We start from the raw sequence: 21202 nt of genomic DNA on the forward strand, positions 1-21202 counted from the left end.
GCCCATGCCGAACCAACGAACCTGGGAGTAAACGATGCAAGCAGTTCACAACGAAGCCGCAGCGGCCGCCGGCGGCGTCGGCACGGTCGTACCGGACGAGATCATGCAGAAGGTTGCGGAGCACAAGGGCTGCGGAACCTCAGGCGGTTCGGGCAAGGCGAGTTGCGGGTCCAGCGCGGGCGAAAACGACCTGCCGGCGGAAATCTGGGACAAGGTCAAGAACCACCCCTGCTACAGCGAAGAAGCGCATCACCATTATGCGCGGATGCACGTTGCCGTCGCGCCGGCCTGCAATATCCAGTGCAACTACTGCAATCGCAAATACGACTGCGCCAACGAGAGCCGGCCAGGCGTGGTCAGCGAAAAGCTGACCCCGGAACAGGCGGCCAAGAAAGTGCTGGCGGTCGCCTCGACGATCCCGCAGATGACGGTGCTGGGCATCGCCGGCCCCGGCGATCCGCTGGCGAACCCGGAAAAGACCTTCAAGACCTTCGAACTGATCGCGAAGACCGCGCCCGACATCAAGCTTTGCGTGTCCACCAACGGCCTGTCGCTGCCCGATCACGTCGATCGTCTGTCGCAGTACAACATCGACCATGTGACGATCACGATCAACATGATCGATCCCGAGATCGGCGCCAAGATCTATCCGTGGATCTACTACAACAAGAAGCGCTACACGGGCGTCGAGGCCGCGAAGATCCTGACCGACCGACAGCTGCAGGGGCTGGAGATGCTGACCGCGCGCGGTATCCTGTCGAAGATCAACTCCGTGATGATTCCGGGCATCAACGACCAGCATCTGGTCGAGGTGAACAGGGCGGTCAAATCCCGCGGCGCCTTCCTGCACAACATCATGCCGCTGATCTCGGCGCCCGAGCACGGCACGGTATTCGGCCTGACCGGCCAGCGCGGCCCGACGGCCCAGGAGCTGAAGGCACTGCAGGATCAGTGCGAAGAAGGCCAGATGAACATGATGCGGCACTGCCGCCAGTGCCGGGCCGACGCGGTCGGTCTGCTGGGCGAAGATCGCAGCGCCGAGTTCACGACCGAGAAAATCGAGGCGATGGAAGTCACCTACGACCTCGAAACCCGCAAGGCCTATCAGGCCGCGGTGGAACAGGAACGGCAGGCGGTCGTCGCGGCCAAGAAAGAGGAAATGCAGAGCCTCGCCGGCGCGCAATCCGACATCAAGATGCTGATCGCGGTCGCGACCAAGGGTGGCGGCAAGGTCAACGAACACTTCGGTCATGCAACCGAGTTCCAGATCTACGAGCTCAGCACGACCGGCGCGAAGTTCGTCGGACACCGCCGCGTGGACCTGTACTGTCAGGGCGGCTACGGTGAGGAGGACGCGCTGCAGACCGTGATCCGGGCCATCAATGACTGCCATGCGGTGTTCGTCGCGAAGATCGGCGGCTGTCCGAAGGGCGATCTGAAGGCCGCTGGCATCGACCCGGTCGACCAGTACGCCAACGAATTCATCGAGCAATCGGCCATCGCCTACTTCAAGGACTACCTGGACAAGGTGACGGCTGGCGAGATCGAACACGTGGAGCGCGGGGATGCGCAAATCCGCCAGGGGGCGCTGATCGCCGCCTAGGTGCAGCGGCTTCCGCTGATCTGGTACCCGCCCGTCCCGGGCCGGCCACGACGGCCCGGGACTGATCCACCGCGTTGAGGAGCTGACCATGGCTTACAAGATCGTTGAGGAAAACTGTACCGGCTGCTGCGCATGCGAGCCGGAATGCCCCAATCAAGCCATCTCGGAAACCAAGAACGGGCTCTTCATCATCGAACCCGCGAAATGTACCGAGTGCCTCGGCCACTACGACGAGCCGCAATGCGTCGCCGTGTGCCCGATCGATCTCACCTGCATCATCGACGACGACTACCCGCGTTACGAAGCGGCATAGGTAAAACATCATGGATCTAACGATTACACCCAGTGCAGAGAAATTCATTCAGCGCATGGTGCGCTTCGGCGGAGCCGGGCCCGAGGCCGGCTTTCGGCTCTCGGTGAGCCCCGGCGGCTGCTCCGGGCTGGCGTCCGAGTTCAGCGTCGAGCCCGCGCCCCTGGCCGGCGACGCCGTGGTCGTAATCCAGGGCGTCAAGCTATTCCTGCCGGCAGAAAGCCGCTTGCTCCTGCAGGGTGTGATCATGGATTTCAAGGACACGCCGCTGCAGAGCGGACTGGTGTTCACAGATCCCAAGTCGACGGGCTGCGGCACCTGCAGCACCAGCGCGCCGGCCACCCCCCCGGGTGAGGTCTCGGTCGCACTCAGCGCCATTCCGGTCAAGAGCGCCTAGGCTCGGCCATGGTCGCGAGTGGCAACCGCATGACGGAACCGGGCCCGGCCCGGTGGACGGCGGACCATGAGCTGACCGAAGACGAGCGTGTCGCGGAATGCCTTGGCGCCGGCTTGCCGCCGGAAGCCGAGGCGCATCTGCGGCTGGCGGGGCAGAACTATCACTGCGACGAGGCGGCCCAGGCGCATCTGCAAGCCGCCTGGGACCTTGCCCCGGGGCATGCGGCCGTCTACATCGGTCGCTACCGGTACTTCTTCTACAAGAACCGGTTGCCGGAGGCGCTGGCGGTCTGCACGGAATGCCTCGCCAAGGCGGCGGTCGACAACGGGATGGCGCCGGACTGGCGGGAGGCAAAACCGACGGACGCCGATTTCAGCAGCTTCGGCGCCCTGCTGCCCCGCTTCTTTCTGTTCACGCTCAAGGGTTATGCCTACCTGCAGATGCGCCTCGGCGCGCTGGAGGAAGGACGCGTCGCGGCGGAAAAACTGCTGGAGCTCGACCCCACCGACAAGGTGGGAGCCAAGGTGCTGCTGACGGTATTGCAGAGGCAAATCGATGGCGACGACGACTGAAATCGAAGAAGCCCGCGACTGGCAAGGCGAACTGCTGGACTGTGCCGCCTGTGAGCACGGTTCCGGCAAGTCCAATGCGCGCTGCCAGCTCGGCCATGCCTGCGTACATGACCGTTATGCGCGCCGGATCGACCGGTTCTTTCGCTGGAACCCGTATCTGGCAAAGGACTACTTCGAGCATCCGTATTTCGAGACGCGCGCCGTCGCGGCCAAGCACGCCGAATTGTTCTATCTCCCGCGGTTGATCGACGACCCGGACGAGACCGTCCGGCAAAGCGTCGCCCAGCGGCTGCCGCTGCACTCCCGGCACTTCCGGGGTCTGCTCGGCGACCCGCACCGCGAGGTCAGGGTCCGGGTTGCCGAACGCGCGGAACCCAAAGACCTCGTCACGCTGATGGACGATCCCGATTATTTCGTGCGCCAGATCGTGGCCCGGCGCCTGCCCTCTGCGCTGCTGGTCCGCATGGTCCGTGACCGGGATCCCCAGGTGCGGAAGGTCGTGGCCGAGCGCGTGGCCACAGAATGGCTGCCGACCATGGCGGGCGACGCCGACCTCGCGGTCCGTCTGGCCGCTGTCTCCCGCATGAGCCCCGGTCAACTGAAACTGATGATCCGGGATCCGGACTGGCGGGTGCGCTACGAGGTCGCCAGTCGGCTCGATCCGACCGAACTCGAACCACTGCGCGCCGACCCGGACCGCGAGGTGCGGGAACTGGTGGAGCAGCGTCTGGCCGATTACTGGCACCGAACCGAATTACCGAAGGCCTGCCAACAAGGGTGAGGATGTAACGATGGGTGATATCAGTCGCGACAGCGATAGCAACGAGTTGAACGATCCACCGCGCTTCAACTTCGGCGAGAAGGTGAAATCGAAAAAGGTGATCCGCAACGATGGCACGTTCACCGGCGCGGAAATCGGCGAGGTGCTCGTCAAGAAAGGGGATGTCGGCTACATCAAGAGCATCAACACCTTTCTGCAGCAGTTTTACATCTACGCCGTGGACTTCCCGGACCACGGCTACGCCGTCGGCATGAAGGGCCGCGAGATCGAGTCGCTCGACAACCCGCCGCCGCCCAAAGCCGTGGCCGGAACGGAGCAGCACGCATGATCGAACCACGCACCGCGATTTACCAATGGGGACAGAAGGTCTATGCCGAGGCCGATCTGTTCAACGACGGCAGCTATCCGGACCACCCGCCGGATGCGCTGCTGGTGGCAGCCGGCACCGAGGGCGAGATCGTGCAGGTCGGGCATCACGAGGAAGCCAACCTGCCCATCTACCTGGTGGAATTCCCCGGCGGCTATGTGATCGGCTGCTTCGAGGAGGAAATCCACGCCGAACAGCAGGCGGGGACGATTGCCGGGATCCTTTGAACCCAGGTTCCGCGGCGCGGCAATGGCCACTCCGAAGAGCGCAGCGCAGGGACTCCGGTAATCCAAGGCCCTGACGGAGAACATCGAGCGTATGAATGCCAACGTGGCGAAGGCGAACGTGACCAGCCTGCAACGGCACCCGAACGAGGTGGATCGCCGGCGCATCGAACGCGCGCTCGAAAGCCGCAAGCGCTATCGCTACGTGACGCCGGAAGTGCAGCCGGACGTCAATGGCTATCTGATCCAGAGTTCGTGCTGCTCCAGGAATGTCGACCCCGATGGCGGCGTGATCGACATCGCCCGGATCGAATACCGCGCGGAGCGCGGCTGCTGGTGGCTGTACCACAAGGACCACCAGATCGATCACTGGATCATGCACGGGGAATACGCAACGCTGCCCCAGGTCATCGAACTGCTGAACCAAGATCCGAACCGGCGCTTCTGGCAATGAACGACCCGCTGATTTATCTCGACAACAACGCGACCACCGCGGTCGCCCCGGAATGCATCGAGACTATGCTGCGCTGCCTCCGGGATTGCTACGGCAACCCGTCCAGCAAGCACGGGTCGGGTGAAACGGCCAAGGTCGAAACCATCCGCGCGCGCGGTCAACTGGCGGCGCTGCTGGGTGCCTCGCCGCCCGAGATCGTGTTCACCGGCAGCGGCACGGAAGCCACGCACCAGGCGATCCTTGGTGCGCTGGCGCTACGCCCCGACAAACGGCGCATCGTCACCAGCCAGGTCGAGCATCCGAGCACGCTGCTGCTGCTCAAGCATCTGGAACAGGAAGGCGTCGAAGTCGTTTACCTGCCGGTCGACGGAGAAGGCCGACTGGACCTCGACGCGGTCGATCAGGCGATGACGGCCGACACCGCCCTCGTCACGCTGATGTGGGCCAACAACGAAACCGGCGTGGTGTTCCCGATCGCGGAAACCGCGGCACTGGCGGCCGCGAAAGGCGTGCTGTTCCACACCGACGCGGTACAGGCCGTCGGCAAGACGCCGATCGACCTGCGCGCCTTGCCCGTCGACTTCCTGTCGCTGTCGGGCCACAAGCTGCACGCCCCCAAGGGCATCGGTGCGCTGTTCGTGCGAAAAGGCCACAAGATTCCGCCGCTGCTATTCGGACATCAGGAGCGCGGCCGGCGCGGCAGCACCGAGAACGTGCCCGCGATCGCGGCCCTGGGCACCGCGGCCGAATTGGCAGCCACCGGTCTGGACGGCTACGCGGCGCAGGTCGCCGCACTGCGCGAACGTCTGGAGAGCGGGCTTCTGGCCCAGTTGCCGGGCGCCTCCATCAACGGCGCCGGGGCCACTCGTCTGGCCGGCACGACCAGCCTGAATCTGGGCGGCCCGGAAGCCGAATTCGTGCTCGACAAGCTCGACCGCGCCGGAATCCACGCCTCGGCGGGGGCCGCCTGCAGCGCGACCGGCACCGAGCCGTCCCATGTCCTGTTGGCCATGGGACTGAAACCGCAGGACGCGCTGTCGACGATCCGCTTTTCGCTCAGCCGGTTCACCACGCCCCGGGAAATCGATCACGTCATCCGGATCCTACCGGCGCTGACGCCGGCTCAACCCGCCGCTGCCGCCTGAGCCCGATCCGCAACCGCCTCTTTTCAATCAGCCAGGAACCCGTATGAAGGTCATGATCCGCAGAGACAACGCCGGCGTCCTTTCAGCCTACGTCCCGAAGAAGGATCTCGAGGAACCCATCGTGTCGCAGGAGAAACCGGACCTGTGGGGCGGCATGGTGACCCTGGCCAACGGTTGGCAACTCGCGCTACCCGAAATGGCGGAAGGCACGACCCTGCCGATCACCGTCGAGGCCCGCAAGGTGAGCGACTAGACGTGGCGCTGCCCGCGGATGCACTCGAACGGATCCGGTCCGTCCTGGAGGCCGAAGGCACCACGGCGGAACGGCTCGCGAACCTGCGGCAGGCCTTGCCGGGCGTGTCGCTGACGCGCTGCGATGCCAGCGACGTGGACACCGAAACGCCCGCGCTGCAAACGGCCGGGTTCGATGTGTTCTTCATCGACACCTCGGAGCACTGCCCCCGGATCACAGCGGATCCCGCAACCGCCAGCGGCCTGATCGTGGCCGAAAAGCGCTAGGAACCCGACATGAGCGATCAACCGAGTATTCTGCTTTCCGACCCGGACATCAGCCTGGCCGAGCTCGAAGCGGTCGAGAATGTCCTGAAGTCGCCCCGTCTGTCCGCAGGGCCGACGGTCGAGGCCTTCGAAGCGGCCTTTGCCGAATACCTCGGTCGGCGGCACGCCGTCGCCGTCGGCAGCGCCACGCTGGGGTTGTTGGCAACCTTGCGGGCCTATGGCATCGGCCCCGGCGACGAAGTCATCGCCCCACCGTTCGGCTTTCGCGAGACGGTGCACGCCATCACGCTGGCGGGTGCCAAACCGGTCTTTGCCGACATCGATTATTGGTCGTGCACCCTCGCCCCCGAAAAGGCGGCGGCCGCGATCACGGACAAGACGCGGGCGATCGTGGCCTGCAACGTCAACGGCCACCCCGCGATGTGGGCGCCGCTGCGCGAACTGGCCGACCGACACGGCCTGCTGCTGCTGGAGGATTCCAGCGAGGCCATCGGCTCACGTTATCAGGGTCGGCTGGTGGGCTCCTTCGGCGATTGCGCGATCTTCGACTTGAGCCAGCCCGGACCGCTGACGGCCGGCGAAGGCGGCATGGTCGTCACGGACGACTCGGCGCTGGCGTCCAAGCTGCGGTCCTGCCGCGGGCGGCGCAGCGACGAGCGGCATTCCATCATCGCCGGCGGTTTCCCGCCCTATCGAGCCGAAATGGGGGAAATGAACGCCGCGCTGGGTCTGACGCAACTGCAGCGGCTGGATGACATCCTCGATCGCCGCCAGGGCGTCGCCGACTACTACGACCGGCACATGCTGTCGTTCGAAGGCATCAAGCCGGCCTACATGGCCCCTGAAGTCGACGAAATCCATTGGACCGTCTACCTGATCCACCTGGGAACCCGTTTCTCGAAGTCCAGCCGCGACGCCATCGTGCAGGACCTGTCCACCGAGCGGATCGAAGCGGCGGCGTTCTGCTACCCGCTCCACACCCAGAGCCACTACGGCACGCTGGGCTACCGCAAGGGCGATTTCTTCGTCACCGAGAAGCTGGCCGACCGTGCGATTGCGCTGCCGTTCCATGGCCATCTGACCGAAGACCAGATCGGCTTCATCGTGAAGACCGCGAAAGATGCCTCGGTCAATGTGGGGGCCGGCGCGGCGATCTACTGACGAGAACCGGGCATGTCGGGGTTCCTGCGTAGCAGCACCAGGCGCAACGGGAAGGTCAGCGTGACCGTGCTGCCGCTGGGGAAGACCTTCGAGTTGGCCAGCGGCTCACGGTTGCTGGACGCGGTCAAGCTCGCCGGGGACATCGTCACCCGGCATTGCGGCGGACGGGCGCGTTGCGGGGTCTGCCACGTCACGGTGCTGCAGGGAGGACGCGGCTTGTCGAAGGTCCGCAAGGGCGAGAGCGATCGGCTCGCCCTGATCGGCGGAAATACCTTGCGCTCCCGGTTGTCGTGCCAGGCCTTGCTGGGCCACCACCGGGTCACGATCGAATGGGTCAATCACTGAATTTGTTGGGAGTTACCATGACAGCCACTGAAACGGTCTCGAAGGAGACCACCACCGTTGAATGCGTCGTGCACGTCCGTTTCAACAACGACGGCACAGTGATGGAAATTGGCGAGTGCCCCGAGGCGCTCACCCCCAACGCCTGGTTCAAGCTCTTGAGCCGCAAGACGCTGAACTGCTATCAGGCACTGGCCGGCGGCCGCGGCCTCTTCCGGCTGCCCCGCACCGAGGTGGATACGCTGAAAGCGGCGGCGATTGCGGAGCAAGCGTCATGAGCACCCCGTTACCGCCCGCCATTCGCGAAGGGCTCGCGGCCGGACGCATCATTCCGTACCTCGGGCCCGGCGTGCTGACGCTGGACGGCAGTTCGAGCGTGCCCGATGCGCCCGAAACGCTGGTCGAACTGCTGACGGCCAAGGTCACCGTCCCGCACAAGATCCGCAAGAACCTGACGGCGGCCGGCCAGTACATCGAGAACTTCAAGCATCGCAAAACGCTCGTCAGCCTGCTGAACGATGCGTTTGCCGCGACAGCGGAACCGACCTCGCTGCACCGCTTTCTCGCAGGACTGCCGCTGCCGTTGATCGTCGATGCGTGGTACGACCGCGGCATGGCGGACGCGCTGGCCGGGCGCGCCGATTTCGGACAGATCCAGGGCGTCAGCCGCTCCGAGCATTTCCAGGACTGGGTGCACTACTTCGCCGCGGACGGATCGCGCGTGGAGCCAACCGAAGCCAGCCGCTGGGCCACGGTGCTGTACAAGCCTTTGGGTTCGATCGCGCCGGCCAGCAATTTCATCCTGTCGGATTCGGATTACGTGGAAGTGCTGACGGAAATCGACATCCAGACCCCGATCCCCGAGCGCGTGCAGGAACTGCGCGTCGGCCGCAGCTTCCTGTTCCTCGGTTGCCGCTTCCGCACCCAGCTGGAGCGCACCTACGCACGCCAGATCATGAAGCGGTCGTCGGAACATCATTGGGCCGTGCTGCCGGACGAGTTGACCCGGAACGAGGCGCGCTTTCTGGAGGAACAGGGCATCGAGCGGATTACCCTGCCGCTCCCCGAGTTCAGCACGCTGCTCGTGACCAATACCGCGTCGATGCCGGTTGCGGCCGTCGCATGACGCACACAAGGCCGGTGAGATAAGCCATGGACCGTACCGAACGTCTCGCAACCGCTTTGAAACAGGCCTTTGAACCGACGCGGCTGTCCATCGACGACGACAGCCACGCCCACGCCGGACACCGTCACGCGGGCGGCGGCCATTTCACCGTGGCGATCGCTTCCGCCCGCTTCGAGGGTAAAAGCCTGGTCGAGCGACACCGGATGGTTTACGGCGCAGTGGCCGACATGATGCCCGCTGAAATCCATGCGCTCAGCATCAAGGCCATCGCGCCCTCCGAGGAGCAGGTCTGAAACCGGCGTGGCAACCGCTCCCGATCTCGCCGGCGCCGCGCGACCGGGGCAGCTGACGGAGCCCGAGCGTGCACTGGGTGCGGTACCACTGATCCCGCGCTACGCAAGACTCGGCGACCCGTTCCACGTGCCGGTTGCGGCTACGCCGCTGCGCGAACCGCATCTGGCCCACTTCAATTCCCGACTGGCCGACGAGCTGGGACTGCCGGTCAAGGCCGGTCCCGAACTGACTGCGGTGCTGGCAGGCGACCGTCCCTGGCCGGGCTATTCCGCGTCGGCATCGGTGTATGCCGGCCACCAGTTCGGTCACTGGGTCCCGCAACTCGGCGACGGCCGCGCGCTGCTGATCGCCGAGTTGCATACCCCCGGTGGAGAACGCCGGGAACTCCAGCTGAAGGGTTCCGGCGTCACGCCCTATTCCCGCGGTCTCGATGGCCGTGCCGCTCTGCGCTCGTCGATCCGCGAGTACCTGTGCTCCGAGGCCATGCACGCGCTCGGCGTGCCCACGACCCGCTGCCTGAGCCTTATCGCTTCAGCCGAACCGGTGCAACGTGAAACATCGGAAACTGCCGCCGTGGTCTGCCGCGTTGCGCCCAGTTTCGTCCGTTTCGGACAGTTCGAATATTTCTCCTACCTCGCGCAGTCCGAGCCGTTGTCCCGGCTGGCCGATCACGTCATCGAGGAGCACTACCCGCACCTTCAGGGACGCGCCGATCGCCACGCCCTGTGGCTCACCGCCGTGGTCGAACGAACCGCCGAGTTGATTGCGCAATGGCAGGCGCTGGGCTTTTGCCATGGCGTCATGAATACCGACAATTTCTCGGTCCTCGGTCTGACACTGGACTACGGACCCTTCGGCTTCATGGACCGGTTCCGCCAATATCACGTCTGCAACCACTCGGACTTCGACGGCCGCTATGCCTATGGCGCCCAGCCGGAAGTCGGTCAATGGAACTGCTCGCACCTGCTGCGCGCCTGCCTCCCGCTGCTATCCGCACAGCCGGAAGCCGCGCGAGAGACGGCCAACGGCATCCTTGAAGGCTACGCCCCCGCCTACCACCAAGCCATGCGCCGCCGTTGGGCCGACAAGCTCGGATTGCGGGAAGTGCGTGAGGGCGACACGGGACTGGTCAACGATTTGCTCGCGGTGATGCAGAGCGGTCGCAACGATTTCACGCGCACGTTCCGCCATCTCGCTGACATCCGCACGGATACCGATGGGCCCGCCCACGGCGTGCGCGAACACATGACCGACATCGAGTCCTTCGACGCCTGGATCGTCGACTATCGCCGGCGCCTGCGCGCCGAGCAGAACACCGATGATGCGCGCCGCGCCGAGGCCATGAATCGCGTCAATCCAAAGTACGTGCTGCGCAACCACCTGGCCCAGGCGGCGATCGAGAAAGCCGAGGCCGGCGACTATTCGGAAATCGCAGTCCTGTTCGAGTTGCTGCGCCGGCCCTACGCCGATCAGGCCGGAATGGAGGCCTACGCGGCTGAACCGCCGGTCGACCGGCGCGATATCGAGGTCAGTTGCTCGTCATGACGCAGCAACGCGGCTGAGTTCGATGCGAACCTGATTTTTCGGCTGCCCTGGAGCGAACGCGATGGCTTACGAGAATGTCTGCAAGCAAAGCTTGCTGGGGGAAGGCGAACTGGTGCCTTTAAAGCTCGGCGACAAGGAAATCGTCATCATGTGGCCCGATGGCGGTGAGCCCAAGGCTTACGACGCCCGCTGTCCGCACGAAGGGGTTTCGTTGGGCCGCGGCGATTTCAACGGCCGCATCCTGTACTGCATCGCCCACGGCTGGGTGTTCGATGGCCGCAACGGCCGCTGCCTGCAGCCCGAGGGCTGGCAGATGACCGAATACCCGATGCGTTTCGAAGGCGGCATGCTGCAGGTTGATCTGGGGGAGGACTGACCTGGCGTGCCAACGCCACGGCCGCATTCGGCATTGGTCACCCACTCAGCGCGGCGTCCAAGTCACACGCGGCAATCCCGGCAGCGAGTGCCACCTTCCCGAACCCGGTGCTGCCGTCCACTGCTCCGAACGGACCGCAGCCCTTCTCCGCACCCGCCGTGACCGGCGAGGGATGAAGGGCCGCGAGACGAAAACTCGATGGCTGGCCGGCGCGGTCCGGACGAGAACCGCCCGAACTGCCGCAGCGCGCGGGCTATTGCATCTGGAACAGCCCGCCCGCGCTCCAGTTCAAGTTACCGGGAGCGCTGCGGTTGGCACCACCCGAAACGCTGCTTCGATCGCCACTAGCATTGTTGATATAGCCGCCTGAGATGCTGCTATAGCTTCCGGTAGCTGTGTTGGTCGCGCCACCCGAGACGCTGCTTAATTGACCGCTGGCGCCGTTGCCCCACCCACCCGAGACGCTGCTCCGATCTCCGCTAGCGGTGTTCTGATGCCCGCCCGAGACGCTGCTGTAGCTGCCACTGGCGTTGTTGAAGGTTCCGCCCGAGACACTCGCATAGTTTCGGTTGATGGTATTTCCGAAGCCAGCCACCAGGCCCCCTGATGCCGAATAACTGCTCCTGTCTCCTGCCACGATGTTATGCGAACCGCTGCGATGTTGACTGGACCAGCTACCCCCGTTCGCAGTGCAGGTTGGTTCATCCAAATATTCGCCGTCGGAGCAGCGCAAGGGGCCCACGCCTTGGCTGTTGTAGCCCACGATCAGATTCCCGGTGCCATTTTTGGTGCCGGTAGAACCCAGACCATTGACGATCTGCAGGTTCGCGCCGCTGATCTGCACCGTTGGATACGCATCGCCCGTGCTCGGATCGGCCGTTTCCGTCAGGTTGAAATAGGCCAGCAGATTCTGCTGCGCCGTGACCTTCGTTTGCAGCGCGGTGTTGGCTGTCCGGAGCACTGCCACCTGCCGCCGCAACCTTAAGGTGGTTGTTTCCAGCGAGGCAACCTTGGCCGACAGCGCGTTGATCGTGGCCATGACGTCCGCTGCCAGCTTGGCCTCGGTGACCGCGCCGTTGGCGATCTTGGCCGAGTCGACCACATTGTTCGCGAGATCGGCCCGATTTACGCAACCCGTGCATACCACGTCGTCGGCGGTCAAGGCATAGGCTGCGTGGCTGCCGAACAGCCCGAGTGCGGCCAGCACGGCGAGGCGGATCGTCGTGCGCGGGTTCAGGTGGCAGGTATTCGAATTCATCGCTGTGGCTCCTTCAGATTCCGTATTCGGGTGGGTGTCGTCCGCGGAACGCCTTGCGTCCCTGCTGCCAAATTCGTGGGAGAAATCATGCCAAGAGCGAAATTTCATTGTAAGTCAGTAACCTGATGCCGCGCGTCGCGAATACCAAGGGGACCGAGGTGTTGGTCTGAACGAACAGCTTCCGTAGTCCAATAGACCTAACTGACTGAATATAATTAGAAACATAGATGTTCGCTCGGACCAACACCGGAGACCGTGAATAGTTCACAGACGAGCGAGACCGCACTGCGGCACGAAACGGGATCGGGCGGGCCGTGACGCTGAACTCGGCGGGACTGATCGCTTAGGAATGTCTGCGAGTCGTTCGGACGAACACAACAGAACGATGGAATGGGTGTCGCTCAGCAGACACGGCACTCGTCAGCGTGGCGCGTCGGGAACGGGGGGCATGACAGCCTAACCCAATCGGGTCTTCAAGGATGGCGGTAGCACATGGCTGTCGGTATCGGCAACCCGCCCGGCGACCATTATGGTCGCCGGGCTGGCGGCGAAAGCGCAGGCCGCGAGCGTGGGATACGGCCCAATGTTTGGGTCGATCCGCCCCAGTCGCTAGGGGCTGACGGTGAAGCTCGCCGTAGTGGCGGTACCGCCCTGAGTGGTGATCCGGATTCCCCCCGAGACGGCGCCGGCGGGAACAGGCGCCGTAATCTGACTATCGCTGTTCACGACGAACCTGGATGGCTTATTGCCGGCGAACAGCACCGAAGTGGTCTGACTGAAGCCTGACCCCCTGATGACGACCGAACTCCCTACCGGGCCGCTGGCGGGCGTCCGCGACGTGATTCGGGGCAGCACCTGGAAAGGCCGGTCGCTCGCCAAATTGCTGACAAAGGGGTACAGCAAGTTTTCGACGGTAATGATGCCGGTCGCCGGTCCCGCGGGGACCGAAGCCGTGCGATAGGTATTGCTGAGGCCGCTAAAATTCGCTGACACACCGTTGAACTTGACTGCTGTGGCGTTTGTGAAGTTGCCAAGCAGACCGATCGAACTACCTACCGGCGCCGCGTTCGGGATCGCTTTGACGAACGGGGTGGCGCCGATACTCAGACTGTAAATCACGCCCGCGTTGTTGTTCCCGCCGCCGAACGTCGTGCCGTAGAGCATGCCGTTCGTATGCTGTACCAGAGTTCCCGCGCCATACCAACCTCCCACCTCAGCCGGGAAGTAATGGACGGAATTGCCAGAAACATCGCCGTCGGAAAACACAACAATATCGTTGCCACATCCCACATAGATTTGGCCGTCGGTTGCTGGGATCGGCGTGGAGTCACAACGGGAGACACCAAGCGGTAAATCGGCGACGTTCACGCTACCGGTCGGCGTGATGCGCGCTAGAGACCTGCTCTCTCCGTCGTAGGTGTGAACCAGCGCATAGAAGTTGCCGTCCCCGGCCTGCATCATCCCCCTGAAAAATTGCCAAGCTGGGGCCGCCCCGAACCAGGTCAGGGTGCCGCCGGGTGTCAACCTGAACAGGCGTGAGATCACGCCTCCCGAGATGTCCACGCCGAGGGTGGAACCATAGAAGTTGCCATCCTTGCCAATCAGCAAGGGTGAGCTCGGTCCGCCGAGACCAATCGTCGCGATGACGGAAAAGACACCGCTCGTCGTGACACGGTAGACCACCCCTTCATTGCCTGCAGGACTCCAGTTGATCATGGCGACGCCGTAAAGGGCGCCATCCCGTCCCTGGACCGGAGGCCCGAAGGGAGATTGTGGGCCAGTCGCGCCAAACGCATGCAGTACGGTTACGCTGCCATTTGGTGTCATCCTGTATACCGTACCCCGGTCCGCGGGACCGCCACTGCCGGCGGCGCCGTAGAAATTGCCGTCCCGCCCCAGAGTCAGGCCCTGGGAATACCGTCCTTCGACCGCGCCATTGAAGTCATGGAGTTTCGTGAACGCCCCACCCGTGGAGATCCGGAAGGCGGTTCCCGCGTTGCCGGCGCCGCCTTCTCTACGCGTTCCATAAAGCCGGCCATCTCGCCCTTGGACGAGACCGTCCCAGGAGTGGCCCTTACCCTCCGCGGTGGTCAGCTGGCGCAGTTCGGTGTACACGGCAGCCCCGCCGGCGGCGCTCCAGGAGAGTGCGCAGGCGGCCAGCAGGCCGAGTCCGAGGTTCCGCCGGATTGTATTACGCGCGTTCGCGGGGCAGGCTTTTAAGTTCATCACTGTGGCTCCTCCAGGTTTCTTATACAGGTGGTTGTCGTTCGCGGAACGCACTGCGCGTCCCGGTTGCCAAATACATCTGAGAAACCATGCCAAGAGAAAAAATGTTTTTTAACTCAGTAACCTGATGCCGCGCACCTCGAGTTCCGAGCGGACGGAGGTGTTGGTCCGAACGAACACCTCCCGCAGGAATAAAGAGATAAACGACTGAATAGAAAGAGAAACACAGGTGTTCGCTAACACCAACACCGGAAACCGTGAATAGTTCACACACGCAGGAGTCCGCGTTCAACGTGAAGGAGTCGCGCAGCGACAACGGTGCGTCTCTACCTCCGGGCGAGGATGAGAGAGGGAAAGCGGTCATGGCACGCGGGCCATGGCGGTCACACCGGAAACGGGATCGAGAGGCCCAGGGCCGCGGCATCCCTGAAGAGGAATCGATGCCGGCAAGCTCGATCGAAGCGGAGCGGTGCGGCTAGTCGCCGCTTTCCTTGAAATCGCCGGGTTCGAGTTCGTGGCGACGCAGCAAGGTGTAGAAATCGCTGCGGTTGCGCTTGGCGAGTCGGGCGGCATGGGTGACATTGCCGCGGGTGACTTTCAGTAACCGAATCAGATAGTCGCGTTCGAAAGTCTTCCGTGCCTCTTCGAGGGAACTGATCGCGGAGGCGTGGCCTTGCAGTGCTCTTTGTACCAGGGCAGCCGGAACGATCTCGCTGCTCGCAAGTGCCACGACCTTCTCGATGACATTGAGCAGTTGACGCACGTTGCCGGGCCAGGGACAGCCGAGCAGCAATTCCATCGCATCCGGTGCGTAACCGTTTACCCTCTTCCCATACTTCCCGGCCAGTCGGTTGGTGAAATGCCGGATCAACAGCGGAATGTCGTCAACCCGCTCGCTCAGCGGCGGCAAGGCGAGATTGACGACGTTTAGGCGGTAGTAGAGATCCTGCCGGAACCGTCCCGCGGCGATTTCCTGCTCCAGATCGCGGTGCGTGGCGGAGACGACACGGACGTCGATGGGCATCGCCTGCAGCGCGCCGACGGGACGCACCGCCCGTTCCTGCAGGACGCGCAGCAGCTTGACCTGCAGCGCCGCGGGCATGTCGCCGATCTCGTCGAGGAAGAGCGTGCCGCCGTTGGCGGCAGCGAACAAGCCCTTGTGATCGCGCGCAGCCCCGGTGAAAGCGCCCTTGACGTGACCGAACAACTCCGATTCGAGCAGGTTTTCCGGGATCGCGCCGCAATTGATCGCGACGAACGGCTGCGACGAACGCGGGCTGGCGTGGTGAATCGCCTGAGCCAAGAGTTCCTTGCCGCTACCCGAGGGGCCATTGATCAGCACGCTGGCATCCTGCGCTGCCACCATGCGCGCCTCGGCGAGCACTGCCTCCATCGCGGCATTGCGTGTGATGATCGCGCTCGACCAATCGAAGGCCGGCGCCGCTCCACCGCCTTGTCCCAGCGCCCGTGTGATTTCCGCCAGCAGATTCGCGGCTTCGAATGGCTTGGTCAGATAGCCGAAGACCCCTCGCCGCAAGGCTTCGACCGCGTGGGACACCGAACCATGCGCCGTTAGGATGATGACCGGCAGCGTCGGATGGCTGCGCTGAACCGATTCGAATAGCGCCACCCCATCCATGCCGCCCATCTGCATGTCGGTGATGACCAGATGCGGCTGGCAGGTTGCCAACTTCGCTAGGGCCTCCTCGCCACTGGCGGCCTCTATGACGTTGAAGCCCTCAATGTCCAGTCGCATCGACAGCAACTGCAGCAGCGCCGGGTCATCGTCGACGGCGAGGATCAGCGGCCGTGCCTTCATGCGGGCACTCCCACCTCGGGGAGCAACGCGCGAATTGTTGCCAACAGTTCGGTTTGGTGAAACGGCTTCGTCATGAATGCCGCGGCGCCGAGTTCCAGGCAGCGCTCGCGATCGCTCGGCACCGCGCTGGCGGTCAAAAAGACGAGCGGCACCCCCGCCGTCAGGGGATTCTGCTTCAATACTTTCAGGACCTCGCAACCGTTCATCTCGGGCATTAGCAAGTCGCACAGCACGAGATCGGGGATACGCACACCAAGCTCTGCGAGCGCCAGCCGTCCGTTTTCCGCGACCGATACGTCATAGCCCTCCAGTTCCAGTAACTGACTGATCAATACCCGCAAGGCCGGGTCGTTCTCAATGATGAGTACGTTATTCACCCGATTCTCCTTCAATCGAGATCCGGACTCGGAAGACCGACCCCCGGCCCAGTTCACTCTGAAAACTGATATCTCCTCCGTGCAGTTCGACGCATTGACGGACGATGGCAAGTCCTAGCCCGGTCCCCTGGATGTTGTTGACGTTGCGGGCACGGTGAAACGTGCTGAAAAGGTCGCGCTGATCTTCAGGCGGAATGCCGAGGCCCTGGTCAGTCACCTCGAACACCAGATGATTCCCGTCACGCTCGGCGGTAAGCGTCACCTGTGAATCCCTGGGGGAAAACTTGATCGCATTGCTGACGAGATTCGTCAGGATCTGACGCAGCAACTGCGGGTCTACGCAATCGGTACGGGTATCGCCAAGCGGCGAGTACGCGATGCGGTGGTTGATGCCGATCCCGGTGCGGATCTCGTGCAGCAAACCCTCGCAAAAGCCGTCGATCACCATGGCCGACGGCTTGAATGCGAGGTGCCCCGTGTCGGCCTTGCCGATGAACAACACCTCTTCCAGCAAGCTGGTCATGTTGGCGACCGCGGTCTTGATCATGCCGTAGAGCTTCGCGGTCTTCTCGGACCCAAGCCGCTCGCCATAAGCTTCGAGCATCTCGGTCGATGAGAGTATTGCCGTCATAGGCGTGCGAAACTCATGGGACGTCATCGCCACGAAGCGCGATTTCATTTCGTTTAGCTCCTGCTCGCGAGCCAAGGCCTGGCGAAGTTCGGTGATGTCTTGTATGACACCCACCATGCTGCCGGGCGCATCATCGTTCCCGGCCACGAACTCGCCATAGATGTGCAGCCAGTGCTCGATGCCGTCCGGCCCGCGCACTCGGAAATCCTGATGCCCCGATGCATGGTCACGGCGGCAACGCTCGATGAGCGACGAAAACTGTCCGCGGTCCTCGGGATGTAGTCTGCTCAGCACCCCGGGCAAAGTCAGCCGAGCCACCGGACTCGACGGGAGCAGGGTCGGCAGTTCCGGTGACCCGGTGAACACGCCCGAGTCGAGATCGAGTTCGTAATAACTGATGCCGGCCACGGTCTGCGAAAACTGGAGCTGCCGATTGGCCCGCGACAGTTCCGCCGACAGGACCCGCAGGGACCTCGCCTCGCTACTAAGCCGCTGATTCAGCGCATCGAGCTCATTCTTTAGGCGTTCGTTCCGTCGGGCGAGACGCAGCGGGACATAGACGAACAGAGGACCGATCAGAAGTCCCGTCAGCGCGCCGATCAGCAGGTCGACGGGCAGTACCGCGCCCTTCAACCACAGATCGAAGGCCGCCACCACCCCCGCCGCGGACAGCATGAGCAGCGTTCCCAGGATGGCCAGAAACGCGATGGGACGAAGCCGTTGTGAAGGCGACAGATCCAAAATCCCCAATAGGCGTCCGACACGGCTTTCACCGCTTCTCTGTGCCTCACGACCCATTCCTGCAATCCCCGCAACGCGCTGCCCGCAGCGGCATTGGCTTGCCGTCGATCTCATCGCGAAACTCCCTGCCGCGATTGCTGTGGCGAACAACCCCTCGTAATCGCGCGCGGTGCGGTGAAAGCGCCACTGATGTGCCCGAACGGCTCCGATACGAGCAGGTTTTCCGGCACAGCGCCGCACTTGATCGCAAGAATCAGAGGGCGCGGTGTCATTCCCGAGCGCCCGCTTCGGCGAGCAAGCCGCGAATCGTAGCCAGGAGTTCGGCCTGTTGGAAGGGTTTGGTCATGAACGCTGCGGCGCCCAGTTCCAGGCATCTTTCACGCTCGCTGGGGGCGGCGCTGGCGGTCAAAAAGACCAGCGGCACGTGTGCCGTGCGCCGGTCCCCCTTCAATGCTTCCAGCACCTGGCAGCCATTGATCTCAGGCATGACCAGATCGCAGACGACAAGGTCGGTGGCTTGCACTTCGAGCGCCTCAAGCGCAATCCGACCATTCTCCGCCGTGGCTACGTTGAAGCCCGCCAACTCCAGCAACTGGCTGATAAGCAGTCGCAAAGCCGGGTCGTTCTCAACCACAAGGATGTTCGTCATGCGGCGTTCACTGTGACGGAATCAGGACCTGAAAGCGGGTCCCGCGACCCAATTCGCTGCTGAAGCTGATTTCGCCGCCATGGAGGTCCACGCATTTACGGACGATGGCAAGCCCCAAGCCGGTACCCTGAATGTTGTTGACGTTGCTGGCGCGGTGAAACGTGCAGAAAAGCTTGGCTTGGTCTTCGGGCGGAATGCCCAGGCCCTGGTCGGTCACTTCGAAATGCAGGCGGTCTGGCTGTCGATTGCAGCTAAGGGTTACGGTGGAACACTCCGGGGAGAACTTGATGCCGTTGCTCAGCAGGTTCGTCAAGATCTGTCGCAGCAACCGGGCGTCGACCTGAGCAGGCAGCGGACGGCCCGGACCGATGTAGACGACGTGATGCGCTCGCCCGACCCCGGTACGGATCTCCCGCAACAACTCCTCGCAGAAGGCATCGACATCGGTATCGGTGGGGTTGAACTCCAGATGTCCGGTATCCGATTTCCCAATAAACAGCACTTCGTCAAGCAAACTGGTCATGTTGCAGACGGCTGTCTTGATCATGTCATAAAGCTTTGCGGTCTTTTCGGAACCCAGCCGCTCGCCGTAGGTTTCGAGCATCTCGGTCGACGACAGGATTGCCGTCAGGGGCGTCCGAAACTCATGTGAAGTCATCGAGACGAAACGTGATTTCAACTCGTTAAGTTCCTGCTCGCGCGCTAGCGCCTGCCGCACGTCGGCCTCGGCCTGGGCACGGCTCGCAGCCTCGAGCGTCAGTGCGACCAGATTGCCGATCGACAGCGCGAAGTCAACCTCCTCCGCGGTCCAGTGGCGGGCGGGACCGATGTGTTCATGACAGACCACGGCCACGACGCGTCCGTCCAGCCAAACTGGCACGTCGAGCATCGACGTGATGCCAAGAGGCTCGAGATAATCCCGGCGAAATTCGACCGTGTGTGGGTCCGTCCAGGCGTCATGGGCCACGATTGGCCGGTTGGACATCAGTCCCGCATAGTACTGGGGGAAACTGTTCATGCCGAAGGTGCCCAGCGCCGACTCCGGCACCGTATCGCGGGAGGCGGCGTCAAAGATCATCCCAATCCGCAGGACAACCTCACCCGCCTGCTGATCGAAGCGGCCGAACACGAGTCGTCCCAATCCGAGCGCATTGGCTGCGGCCTCAAGAATCGTTCGCAGCGAGCCGGAGAAATCGGCCTTGTCCATTCGCGCCAGATCATAGAGCGTGGTGCGGAAACGAACAGCCTGGTCCTTCTGAGCGGCCGCCGCCCACTCGACCTGTTTTCGCTCGGTAATGTCACGGAGAAAGGCGCTGAACAAGTAGGTTCCGCCCCAAGGCACCGGCCAGACGGACAGTTCAACCGGGAACTCTTCCCCTGAGCGATTCAGCGCCGAGAGCTCGATGGTGCGGTTGAGAACATCGCCCTTTCCGGTGGCAAGGAATCGCTGCATGCCAGCTTCATGGGCCTCGCGGTAACGGTGCGGAATGATGACATCGGATAAGCGGAGTCCGATCACCTCCGCGTGCGCCCAGCCGAACATGTGTTCGGCAGCTTGGTTCCATTCTTGGATCAGGCCGCTCTGATCGATCGTCACCACCGCTTCGGCGGAAGACTCGATCATCATTCGCATGCGCTCGGTGCGTTCTGCAATCCGGTGCTCCAGGTCTCGGTTGATCCGCTGCAGTTCGCCCTGGTCCGTGGGACCGGAGTAGTCGCCCGTGGCCTCGATCAGAATCCAAGCGACCTTGCCTACGGCACCCAGAACCGGTTTCAGCGCAAGATCGACGCGCAGGGAGCGCTGACCGTCGTGCGTGTCGGTAAACAGGTGCACCTGCTCGCCGCGGGCCGCGCGCGCCACTGCGTCCTGTACCTCGCGCTGCGCCGCCGGCTGCTTATGCCACCAGGGTCCCAACCACAAAGGCCTGCCGATTGCCGCGCCGCGCCCGACGGGCAAACCTGAAAAAGCCGCACGATTGACGGTCGCCAAAGTACCATCCGGGTACAGCACGCCAGCGAGAACGAATAGCGACTGGGAAACGCTGGAGGGCGCTTGCGAGCGTTCGCGTGAACCGTCCATGTCGAGGGCGCTCCTTAACCTTGCGAGCGTCAGTACGGGCTAAGCCGATCCAAGGCTGCCGGCAGTAGCACTGCCAGGCATTGAGGTCGCACAGCGAGTTGCGACATGGCTCGATGACCTCGGTTGGTCCGCGTCAGGCTTCGTGGGAGGGATTCGCCGAGCATCAGGACATACTCAGTACCATTGAGGCTTAGGCTGAACATCT

Annotated in this window: 26 protein-coding genes; 18 read left to right on the forward strand and 8 right to left on the reverse strand. The window is 63.3% G+C overall.

What is annotated here, in order from left to right:
• Nucleotides 1-34: 34 nt before the first annotated feature.
• From nifB to ACW73L_RS20970, 18 genes are all read left to right on the forward strand, one after another.
• A complete protein-coding gene (nifB, locus tag ACW73L_RS20885) occupies nt 35-1603 on the forward strand; it encodes a nitrogenase cofactor biosynthesis protein NifB (RefSeq protein ID WP_139557927.1) in 1569 nt (522 codons plus the stop codon).
• Between the two features lie 88 nt (nt 1604-1691).
• Nucleotides 1692-1916 carry a 4Fe-4S binding protein gene (locus ACW73L_RS20890; RefSeq protein WP_129883121.1) on the forward strand — a complete coding sequence of 75 codons (225 nt, stop codon included), beginning with the start codon at nt 1692-1694 and terminating at the stop codon, nt 1914-1916.
• Nucleotides 1917-1926: 10 nt separating this feature from the next.
• Nucleotides 1927-2310, forward strand: coding sequence for a HesB/IscA family protein (locus ACW73L_RS20895; protein ID WP_498924500.1), 384 nt, complete (start codon nt 1927-1929; stop codon nt 2308-2310).
• A 29-nt stretch (nt 2311-2339) separates the two neighbouring features.
• A complete protein-coding gene (locus tag ACW73L_RS20900; RefSeq protein WP_498924501.1) occupies nt 2340-2882 on the forward strand; it encodes a hypothetical protein in 543 nt (180 codons plus the stop codon).
• Entirely contained in the window at nt 2866-3663 is a 798-nt protein-coding gene (locus ACW73L_RS20905) for a 4Fe4S-binding leucine-rich repeat protein (RefSeq protein ID WP_498924502.1), read from the forward strand. The genes ACW73L_RS20900 and ACW73L_RS20905 overlap by 17 nt, the downstream gene beginning before the upstream one ends.
• 10 nt (nt 3664-3673) lie before the next feature.
• Entirely contained in the window at nt 3674-3991 is a 318-nt protein-coding gene (locus tag ACW73L_RS20910) for a nitrogen fixation protein NifZ (protein WP_129883117.1), read from the forward strand.
• Nucleotides 3988-4257: a nitrogen fixation protein NifZ gene (locus ACW73L_RS20915; protein WP_139557923.1), complete on the forward strand. Its 270-nt coding sequence runs from the start codon at nt 3988-3990 to the stop codon at nt 4255-4257. The genes ACW73L_RS20910 and ACW73L_RS20915 overlap by 4 nt, the downstream gene beginning before the upstream one ends.
• Nucleotides 4258-4348: 91 nt before the next feature.
• On the forward strand, nt 4349-4708 hold the full coding sequence (locus tag ACW73L_RS20920; protein WP_139557922.1) for a DUF3024 domain-containing protein: 360 nt from the start codon (nt 4349-4351) through the stop codon (nt 4706-4708).
• Entirely contained in the window at nt 4705-5853 is a 1149-nt protein-coding gene (locus ACW73L_RS20925) for a cysteine desulfurase family protein (protein WP_129883114.1), read from the forward strand. The genes ACW73L_RS20920 and ACW73L_RS20925 overlap by 4 nt, the downstream gene beginning before the upstream one ends.
• A gap of 43 nt (nt 5854-5896) precedes the next feature.
• Nucleotides 5897-6106: a putative nitrogen fixation protein NifT gene (nifT, locus tag ACW73L_RS20930; RefSeq protein ID WP_129883113.1), complete on the forward strand. Its 210-nt coding sequence runs from the start codon at nt 5897-5899 to the stop codon at nt 6104-6106.
• A gap of 2 nt (nt 6107-6108) precedes the next feature.
• On the forward strand, nt 6109-6372 hold the full coding sequence (locus ACW73L_RS20935) for a DUF6129 family protein (RefSeq protein WP_498924503.1): 264 nt from the start codon (nt 6109-6111) through the stop codon (nt 6370-6372).
• Between the two features lie 9 nt (nt 6373-6381).
• Nucleotides 6382-7533, forward strand: coding sequence for a DegT/DnrJ/EryC1/StrS family aminotransferase (locus tag ACW73L_RS20940; protein ID WP_129883111.1), 1152 nt, complete (start codon nt 6382-6384; stop codon nt 7531-7533).
• A gap of 12 nt (nt 7534-7545) precedes the next feature.
• Entirely contained in the window at nt 7546-7878 is a 333-nt protein-coding gene (locus tag ACW73L_RS20945; RefSeq protein ID WP_129883110.1) for a 2Fe-2S iron-sulfur cluster-binding protein, read from the forward strand.
• A 17-nt stretch (nt 7879-7895) separates the two neighbouring features.
• Nucleotides 7896-8153, forward strand: a complete 258-nt coding sequence (locus ACW73L_RS20950) for a hypothetical protein (RefSeq protein ID WP_129883109.1) — start codon at nt 7896-7898, stop codon at nt 8151-8153.
• Nucleotides 8150-9001 carry an SIR2 family NAD-dependent protein deacylase gene (locus ACW73L_RS20955; protein ID WP_498924504.1) on the forward strand — a complete coding sequence of 284 codons (852 nt, stop codon included), beginning with the start codon at nt 8150-8152 and terminating at the stop codon, nt 8999-9001. The genes ACW73L_RS20950 and ACW73L_RS20955 overlap by 4 nt, the downstream gene beginning before the upstream one ends.
• Before the next feature lie 26 nt (nt 9002-9027).
• Nucleotides 9028-9294 (forward strand): BolA family protein, encoded by a 267-nt coding sequence (locus tag ACW73L_RS20960; protein ID WP_139557917.1) that lies wholly within the window; start codon nt 9028-9030, stop codon nt 9292-9294.
• A 7-nt stretch (nt 9295-9301) separates the two neighbouring features.
• Nucleotides 9302-10840: a protein adenylyltransferase SelO gene (locus tag ACW73L_RS20965; RefSeq protein WP_498924505.1), complete on the forward strand. Its 1539-nt coding sequence runs from the start codon at nt 9302-9304 to the stop codon at nt 10838-10840.
• A gap of 61 nt (nt 10841-10901) precedes the next feature.
• On the forward strand, nt 10902-11216 hold the full coding sequence (locus ACW73L_RS20970; protein WP_498924506.1) for a Rieske (2Fe-2S) protein: 315 nt from the start codon (nt 10902-10904) through the stop codon (nt 11214-11216).
• Between the two features lie 253 nt (nt 11217-11469).
• On the opposite strand, the gene ACW73L_RS20975 is transcribed toward ACW73L_RS20970, so the two are convergent.
• From ACW73L_RS20975 to ACW73L_RS21010, 8 genes are all read right to left on the reverse strand, one after another.
• Complete coding sequence (locus tag ACW73L_RS20975; protein WP_498924507.1) at nt 11470-12474, reverse strand: hypothetical protein; 1005 nt, start codon at nt 12472-12474, stop codon at nt 11470-11472.
• A gap of 609 nt (nt 12475-13083) precedes the next feature.
• The gene (locus ACW73L_RS20980; protein ID WP_498924508.1) at nt 13084-14754 is read right to left on the reverse strand and encodes a choice-of-anchor tandem repeat GloVer-containing protein; all 1671 of its coding nucleotides are present in this window, start codon (nt 14752-14754) and stop codon (nt 13084-13086) included.
• A gap of 421 nt (nt 14755-15175) precedes the next feature.
• A complete protein-coding gene (locus ACW73L_RS20985) occupies nt 15176-16519 on the reverse strand; it encodes a sigma 54-interacting transcriptional regulator (RefSeq protein WP_498924509.1) in 1344 nt (447 codons plus the stop codon).
• Nucleotides 16516-16896: a response regulator transcription factor gene (locus ACW73L_RS20990; RefSeq protein ID WP_498924510.1), complete on the reverse strand. Its 381-nt coding sequence runs from the start codon at nt 16894-16896 to the stop codon at nt 16516-16518. The genes ACW73L_RS20985 and ACW73L_RS20990 overlap by 4 nt, the downstream gene beginning before the upstream one ends.
• The gene (locus ACW73L_RS20995) at nt 16889-18382 is read right to left on the reverse strand and encodes a sensor histidine kinase (protein WP_498924511.1); all 1494 of its coding nucleotides are present in this window, start codon (nt 18380-18382) and stop codon (nt 16889-16891) included. Before ACW73L_RS20995 ends, ACW73L_RS20990 begins: the two co-directional genes overlap by 8 nt.
• Nucleotides 18379-18642 carry a sigma 54-interacting transcriptional regulator gene (locus tag ACW73L_RS21000; protein ID WP_498924512.1) on the reverse strand — a complete coding sequence of 88 codons (264 nt, stop codon included), beginning with the start codon at nt 18640-18642 and terminating at the stop codon, nt 18379-18381. Before ACW73L_RS21000 ends, ACW73L_RS20995 begins: the two co-directional genes overlap by 4 nt.
• A complete protein-coding gene (locus ACW73L_RS21005; RefSeq protein ID WP_498924513.1) occupies nt 18537-18917 on the reverse strand; it encodes a response regulator transcription factor in 381 nt (126 codons plus the stop codon). The genes ACW73L_RS21000 and ACW73L_RS21005 overlap by 106 nt, the downstream gene beginning before the upstream one ends.
• Nucleotides 18918-18924: 7 nt before the next feature.
• On the reverse strand, nt 18925-20997 hold the full coding sequence (locus ACW73L_RS21010) for a PAS domain-containing sensor histidine kinase (RefSeq protein WP_498924514.1): 2073 nt from the start codon (nt 20995-20997) through the stop codon (nt 18925-18927).
• Nucleotides 20998-21202 lie beyond the last annotated feature (205 nt).

The sequence above is a fragment of the Methylolobus aquaticus genome, from assembly GCF_054172105.1.

Bases quoted from the DNA above. Each gene is read 5' to 3' on its own strand.
- ACW73L_RS21005 (WP_498924513.1), bottom strand. From the start codon at position 18,917: ATGACGAACATCCTTGTGGTTGAGAACGACCCGGCTTTGCGACTGCTT.
- ACW73L_RS20920 (WP_139557922.1), top strand. From the start codon at position 4,349: ATGAATGCCAACGTGGCGAAGGCGAACGTGACCAGCCTGCAACGGCAC.
- ACW73L_RS20890 (WP_129883121.1), top strand. From the start codon at position 1,692: ATGGCTTACAAGATCGTTGAGGAAAACTGTACCGGCTGCTGCGCATGC.
- ACW73L_RS20915 (WP_139557923.1), top strand. From the start codon at position 3,988: ATGATCGAACCACGCACCGCGATTTACCAATGGGGACAGAAGGTCTAT.
- ACW73L_RS20960 (WP_139557917.1), top strand. From the start codon at position 9,028: ATGGACCGTACCGAACGTCTCGCAACCGCTTTGAAACAGGCCTTTGAA.
- nifB (WP_139557927.1), top strand. From the start codon at position 35: ATGCAAGCAGTTCACAACGAAGCCGCAGCGGCCGCCGGCGGCGTCGGC.
- ACW73L_RS20985 (WP_498924509.1), bottom strand. From the start codon at position 16,519: ATGAAGGCACGGCCGCTGATCCTCGCCGTCGACGATGACCCGGCGCTG.
- nifT (WP_129883113.1), top strand. From the start codon at position 5,897: ATGAAGGTCATGATCCGCAGAGACAACGCCGGCGTCCTTTCAGCCTAC.
- ACW73L_RS20970 (WP_498924506.1), top strand. From the start codon at position 10,902: ATGGCTTACGAGAATGTCTGCAAGCAAAGCTTGCTGGGGGAAGGCGAA.
- ACW73L_RS20950 (WP_129883109.1), top strand. From the start codon at position 7,896: ATGACAGCCACTGAAACGGTCTCGAAGGAGACCACCACCGTTGAATGC.
- ACW73L_RS20945 (WP_129883110.1), top strand. From the start codon at position 7,546: ATGTCGGGGTTCCTGCGTAGCAGCACCAGGCGCAACGGGAAGGTCAGC.
- ACW73L_RS20955 (WP_498924504.1), top strand. From the start codon at position 8,150: ATGAGCACCCCGTTACCGCCCGCCATTCGCGAAGGGCTCGCGGCCGGA.
- ACW73L_RS21010 (WP_498924514.1), bottom strand. From the start codon at position 20,997: ATGGACGGTTCACGCGAACGCTCGCAAGCGCCCTCCAGCGTTTCCCAG.
- ACW73L_RS20925 (WP_129883114.1), top strand. From the start codon at position 4,705: ATGAACGACCCGCTGATTTATCTCGACAACAACGCGACCACCGCGGTC.
- ACW73L_RS20895 (WP_498924500.1), top strand. From the start codon at position 1,927: ATGGATCTAACGATTACACCCAGTGCAGAGAAATTCATTCAGCGCATG.
- ACW73L_RS20900 (WP_498924501.1), top strand. From the start codon at position 2,340: ATGACGGAACCGGGCCCGGCCCGGTGGACGGCGGACCATGAGCTGACC.
- ACW73L_RS20975 (WP_498924507.1), bottom strand. From the start codon at position 12,474: ATGAATTCGAATACCTGCCACCTGAACCCGCGCACGACGATCCGCCTC.
- ACW73L_RS20910 (WP_129883117.1), top strand. From the start codon at position 3,674: ATGGGTGATATCAGTCGCGACAGCGATAGCAACGAGTTGAACGATCCA.
- ACW73L_RS20940 (WP_129883111.1), top strand. From the start codon at position 6,382: ATGAGCGATCAACCGAGTATTCTGCTTTCCGACCCGGACATCAGCCTG.
- ACW73L_RS20905 (WP_498924502.1), top strand. From the start codon at position 2,866: ATGGCGACGACGACTGAAATCGAAGAAGCCCGCGACTGGCAAGGCGAA.
- ACW73L_RS21000 (WP_498924512.1), bottom strand. From the start codon at position 18,642: ATGCCTGGAACTGGGCGCCGCAGCGTTCATGACCAAACCCTTCCAACA.
- ACW73L_RS20995 (WP_498924511.1), bottom strand. From the start codon at position 18,382: ATGAGATCGACGGCAAGCCAATGCCGCTGCGGGCAGCGCGTTGCGGGG.